A 5805-nucleotide genomic window follows, 5' to 3' on the forward strand; every position below is an offset into this window, starting at 1 on the left:
AGGATCATATTTTGGCTTCATCGGGATCGTGAACGCTAATATAACCCCAGCTAACGTGGCATGAATGCCGCTATTAAGCATCGCTATCCAAAGGATAATGCCTATTAGTATATAAGGCAGTAGCTGGCGTACCCCCCCCAGGTTGAGACCAACAAGAAGAAAAATAGAGAAGCCGGCTAGCCCTAGAGCCGCCATATTCAGGTTCTCGGTATAAAAAATCGCAATAACTATGACTGCGCCCAGATCATCGACAATGGCCAGAGCGACTAAAAACATCAGTAGGCTTTTAGGAACTCGGTTGCCTAATAAAGCTAATGCACCCAGTGCGAAAGCTATATCGGTTGCCATAGGAATACCCCATCCATCAAGGGTATGTCCGCTTGGGTTGATGGATATATAGATCAGAGCAGGTACAACCATTCCACCAACAGCAGCAATAATCGGTAACATAGCTTGTTTCACATTCGCTAGTTCACCGACCAAAAGCTCACGTTTTAATTCCAAGCCTACCGCCAGAAAGAATATGGTCATCAGGCCATCATTGATCCAGTGATGAAGAGTTTTAGATAATTGAAAATCCTCTAGCCCTATCGTGAAATAGAGATTGAGAAAATCATGATAGTAATGAGCAAGCGAACTGTTAGCAATAACAAGAGCGATGACCGCACAGAGCATCAACAAAATACCACTGGTTGTTTGTCTGTGGATGAACACTTCAATTGGAGAGAGTACTTTCTCGAATGCGCGTTCCCAGGGAGCTATATGTACTTTATCTAAACCGCGCTTGTACTTCATTCTGATCTCCCTTTGAGATTCAATTCTGACTGTATAAAACCCATAAACGATGTATCTTTAATTATTTTGAGCAAGATTGTACCTATATATTTTCAACTAGCACTTATGACTACTCATAGGGATAAAGATTTCGCAAAGTCAGATAAACAGCCTTAGCTTTATCTAAGTCTTCGATATCAATTTCTTTAAGGATAGCGTTAATGACGGCTTTTTCTGAAGTGTCTTCGGGTATAGCTGGCACAGCAGTTTGTGTTGCACCCACGGGAGTTTTTGAATGATATTTTGAAAAAAACTGATGATTCCTCTTTTTCGATATCAGTATAAAATCGTTTAACGATTTCACTGTCTGTTAACTGAGCCCCAGCCAAAAAACCGGAAATATACGCATTATCCAAATCGTTATTGTGCGTATTTTCAACAAGTAAAGCTGGACAGAACAGACAAGCCATTATGGTAATGATATGCATTAATTTTTTATTATATCACCTTTGGTATAAATAACGGTGTTTGAGTATAAAGCCAAGCATTTTAAACATGGGGTTCTAACTGTTGAAAGTTGTCATTAGTGTTACAGCCAAGTGAATCGGCAATATCAGGCAAAGTGTTTGTGACAAAGTATTCTGTTTGCCGTCGGGATTCTTTGGTTGTAGCGAAATACTGACGCTTTCCAGCATGTTTGTTCATCACTTTTCACAGATGCTCTATGGTAACTGTTCACCAGGGTGGTATTCACACCGCAAAAAAACAATTCTTAACAATACAGCCATGTTAAATAGCAACACGCCACAGATTGGCTGTAGACTTAGAATCATGAAAGACCCAACATGGGCATTGGCATTGGCATTGGCGGCATAACACCAAAACAAAAACGCGTGTTAGTTGCATAACCTTTATTTTTTGTTTCAGTTAAAAATATGGGATTACAACTGGGCCTCATTCGTTGAAAACTTTTAAAGGTCAAAAAACATAAAAATATGAAAAAACTGTTTAATATTATATTCGCTGGCGTTCATTTGTTCGCAGCTATAGTTCTTACACTCCTGTCCCTGATAATTATGGTTTGGTCTATTTATGAGGTCATTTCCGGCATAAATAATGGAATTGCATTTATTCCATCAATGCTTCAGTCTGTAGCAGCAATAATAATAGCTTCAGCCATTATTGATGTTGCACAGTATATGATGGAAGAAGAAGTTTTTAAGGATAAAGAGCTGCGAGATCCCAAAGAAGCAAGAAGAACAATTACAAAAATAATTGTAATTATTACTATTGCAGTCAGTATTGAAGGGTTGGTTTTTATATTTAAAGCAGGAACAAAAGATCTTACCCTTTTACTGTATCCGGCTTTAATCATCATGGTATCAGCGTTTTTGATTGTAGCGCTCGGTATATATCAAAAATTAAGTGCGACTATAGAAAAAACAGAGAAAGAAAATGCATAATACCAAAACAGAAATTGGCGGTAGCTGCATAAACTTCTTTTTTAACTTCGGTTATCAATGGGGGGATTACCATACGGCAGTGCAGCAGAATTTTTAGCCTACTATAACGCTAAAATGTGCGGCTGCCTTATCTTAGATATGCGCATTCCTTGCATGATCGGCTTAGATTTACAAAAAGACTGAACGCACCAGGTGCAACCTTACCTATCATTTTTATTACAGGCCATGGTGATATACCGATAGCGGTTAAAACATTGGCGGAACTTGTGCACTTTAAACTGCAGGAGGAAATCCTTACGCAAGAATAAGCCTACTTGGCCAGTTAAACCTGAGCTAAGCCTGTAAAATCCGCTAGGATAAAAGTATCGAACTTATCGTCTCATCTTAAAAAATAAAACGAATAAGGATAAGAAATGAATAGTAATGCAGATATTAACAACCGCCCCGATTACGATCATGTCATCCAAGATATTGCTGATTATGTCGTTAATTTTGAAGTCACCAGCGAAGAAGCACTCGATACCGCGCGCAACTGTTTAATGGACACCCTCGGTTGCGGATTGCTAGCGCTGCGCTTTCCTGAATGTACAAAACACCTTGGTCCTATCGTACAAGGCACCCTTGTGCCGAACGGCGCGCGAGTGCCGGGTACATCGCTGTCGCTCGACCCGATTAAAGCAGCTTGGGACATAGGTTGCATTATCCGCTGGCTCGATTACAACGACACTTGGTTGGCCGCTGAATGGGGACATCCATCGGATAATTTAGGCGGAATTTTGGCAGTGGCTGATCATTTATCTCAGGTCAGACTATCGAATGGCGAACAGCCTTTTACCATGCGAGAAGTGCTTGAAGCCATGATCATGGCGCATGAAATTCAAGGCGTGATCGCGCTAGAAAATTCTTTTAATCGCGTTGGTTTGTGCCATGTATTGTTAGTTCGAGTGGCCTCAACGGCGGTGATCACAAAAATGATGGGCGGTAATAGAGAACAAATCATGGCGGCGGTCTCGCAAGCTTGGGTCGATGGCGCTGCGCTGCGTACCTATCGTCACGCACCCAATGCGGGGTCTCGTAAATCATGGGCCGCGGGCGACGCTACCTCAAGAGCTGTGCGTTTGGCTGACATGTCGATGCGAGGTGAAATGGGCATACCAAGCGCATTAACCGCTGCGCAGTGGGGCTTTTACGACGTCTCTTTTTCGAAGACGAATAAAGACCAGGCACTTAAACCAGAGGCTGAACGTCAGTTTTCGTTTTCTCAAGAGTATGGTTCTTACGTGATGGAAAACATTTTGTTTAAGATTTCTTTCCCTGCAGAGTTCCATGCGCAAACTGCCGCAGAAGCTTCGGTTATCCTGCATCCTGAGGTGAAAAGTCGCTTAGCGGATATTAAGAAGATCGTCATTCGCACCCACGAATCGGCCATCCGCATTATTTCTAAAACAGGTGCACTTGCTAATGCTGCAGATCGTGACCACTGTTTGCAGTATATGATTGCGGTGCCGCTGGCGTTTGGAGGGTTAACCGCCGAACATTATGAAGACGACTTTCACAAGGCACATCCCATCATTGATGAACTGCGCGACAAAATGGAAGTTGTCGAAGATAAACGCTTTACCGCAGAGTATTTAGAAGCAGATAAACGCGCTATCGCCAACGCCATTCAGGTTTTCTTCAACGATGGCAGCAGCACAGAAGAAGTGCTGGTGGAATATCCTGTGGGTCATCGTCGCCGTCGCGAAGAAGGGATCCCGCTATTGGAGCAAAAATTCAAAGCTAACTTAGCAACGCGGTTTCCAAGCCATCAGTGCAAAACTATTTTTACGCTGTGTAAAGATCAAGCTGCGCTTGAGTCCAAAGCAGTAAACCGCTTTATGGACTTGTTTGTTATTGCTTAAGTTTAAGCCCTAGCTCATCCAGACCACGGCATTGCAACAGGTACCTTTATATTGCTAATAGCAAGCAATAACTTTAAAACGAAAAATTAACGAAACGTAACTGACGGGTTCTAACATGACTGATCAAAATAAACACAGTATAGCGAATTTCGCAGCCTTAAAAACTGCCATAGTAAATGGTGAAGAGGAGCTGATAAAAGAATTATTATCAAATAAACCGATGCAAGAACTTGAAAAAAGCTACTTGCTCGACTTAGCCAAACTTAATAATAACCGCGATATCATCAAGCTAATCAAGGATATTCCCGAACAGAAATAGTTATGCAAAGTGACTACTTAACAGGATAGCCATGTTAAATATTTCGCAGTCATAGGAGTGCCACTTTATTAGTCTTACAGTAAAAAAAGAAAATAGGGGTCAAGTCACTTGTCTCATGATATTTCAGAATCTGCACTGATTTTATAGTTAAAAACGCGTTTTCTAATTAAGTATTGTGAAGCAAGCAACTTGACCCCTTATTACCTCATTCCCTGATAACGCTAAGGCATAAGTCTTTGGGCTTGTTTCAATGCATTAGTAAAAATGGCATCCTGGATCCGAACGGGAATATTAGCTGGTATGCGTTGCTGGAGTTTATCAATTGCATGTGGAAGGGTTACTGCAAACTCATCCATAATATCTTTCATTCTACGTGTGTCAAAACCAACTTTTTTAGCCGTGGCAATAAAATGCCGGGGAAATATCAACTCGATGTTGCGCTTTTTGCCCTTGGTCGCAGTTAATCCCATGGCCAGAGTGAGTTCACGGATATTCAAACCTTTGCCACCCAATATGGGGTATGCCGACAATATGTCGTAAAACGGTGTCAGACGATACGCTCCGCCTGCTTCCAGGAAGATAGAAAAGTTTTTAGCATGGCCATCTGTTGCACCAATCAGCCACTGGAACACTTGGCACCGCATAAAGGCATCTCGATCAACTAAGGCATTTTTTGAACCCATCAGTAGTTTCATTATTTCTGCAATACCCGGTCCACCGTCAGATTCATATTTAATGGCAGGTGGGACGCCGTGAGCCTGACACATGTCTTCCTGGGGTAATCTTATCAGCCAGCTTCTATCGCCTATCGCCTATCGCCGAGCCAACGCCGGTCAAACCTTTCAACAGCTAACGCTTTAACGTCACCAACGTTAATAATGTCAATGTTAGGTACTGAAAAGCCAAGCCCTCTGGCAAGTTCAATACATAACCATTCGTTTTCTACACTATCAGATAAATCTAATGTGGCCGTCGGACCTTTTATTTCACCAATCGGTAACTTAATAATATGGGTAGTAGGTGTCAGCCCCTTTGGTACGCACCACGAATTGTTAATCTTAAGCAGTGCGGTTTTTTCTTGTGCACCTGCAACTGAAATACGAAAATCTTCTTGTTCTTTCAACATTCCCAGTGGCGCATCAGCTTTATAGCCTTGCAATAAGGATATCAATTCCTCATCTGCTAATGTTGAATATGACAGTACGCTGTTTTTGACGGTGCGGGTGTTTGCGCGATAGATTCAGGCAATAGGGTAAACGACAAGTCCGGTAAACTATAATCAAACCTGATCATTTATTCGAAATAGGAGAAGGGTTATGATTTCGATATCTAATAGTTTTTTGTCTAT

The 5805-nt window shown here is 41.8% G+C and carries 6 protein-coding genes; 3 read left to right on the forward strand and 3 right to left on the reverse strand.

Translation table 11 applies throughout. The features are described from left to right. Nucleotides 1-795: Na+/H+ antiporter NhaA (nhaA, locus tag ACJAT7_RS17390; protein ID WP_415228065.1), on the reverse strand; the 795-nt coding region annotated here is incomplete at its 3' end. 974 nt (nt 796-1769) lie between these two features. Between nhaA and ACJAT7_RS17395 the strand changes: the two genes are divergently transcribed. The 3 genes from ACJAT7_RS17395 (at nt 1770) to ACJAT7_RS17405 (ending at nt 4457) form a co-directional block, all read left to right on the forward strand. Further along, a complete protein-coding gene (locus ACJAT7_RS17395) occupies nt 1770-2237 on the forward strand; it encodes a hypothetical protein (protein WP_415228066.1) in 468 nt (155 codons plus the stop codon). A gap of 413 nt (nt 2238-2650) precedes the next feature. Beyond that, nucleotides 2651-4138, forward strand: a complete 1488-nt coding sequence (gene prpD / locus ACJAT7_RS17400; RefSeq protein WP_415228067.1) for a 2-methylcitrate dehydratase — start codon at nt 2651-2653, stop codon at nt 4136-4138. 115 nt (nt 4139-4253) lie between these two features. Beyond that, nucleotides 4254-4457 (forward strand): hypothetical protein, encoded by a 204-nt coding sequence (locus ACJAT7_RS17405; protein WP_415228068.1) that lies wholly within the window; start codon nt 4254-4256, stop codon nt 4455-4457. A 221-nt stretch (nt 4458-4678) separates the two neighbouring features. Here the strand turns inward: ACJAT7_RS17405 and ACJAT7_RS17410 are convergent, their stop codons facing one another. After that, a complete protein-coding gene (locus tag ACJAT7_RS17410) occupies nt 4679-5266 on the reverse strand; it encodes a HipA domain-containing protein (RefSeq protein WP_415228070.1) in 588 nt (195 codons plus the stop codon). After that, nucleotides 5263-5616 (reverse strand): HipA domain-containing protein, encoded by a 354-nt coding sequence (locus ACJAT7_RS17415; protein ID WP_415228069.1) that lies wholly within the window; start codon nt 5614-5616, stop codon nt 5263-5265. Before ACJAT7_RS17415 ends, ACJAT7_RS17410 begins: the two co-directional genes overlap by 4 nt. Between the last annotated feature and the right edge of the window lie 189 nt (nt 5617-5805).

The organism is Psychromonas sp., assembly GCF_047632995.1.
GTDB lineage: Bacteria > Pseudomonadota > Gammaproteobacteria > Enterobacterales > Psychromonadaceae > Psychromonas.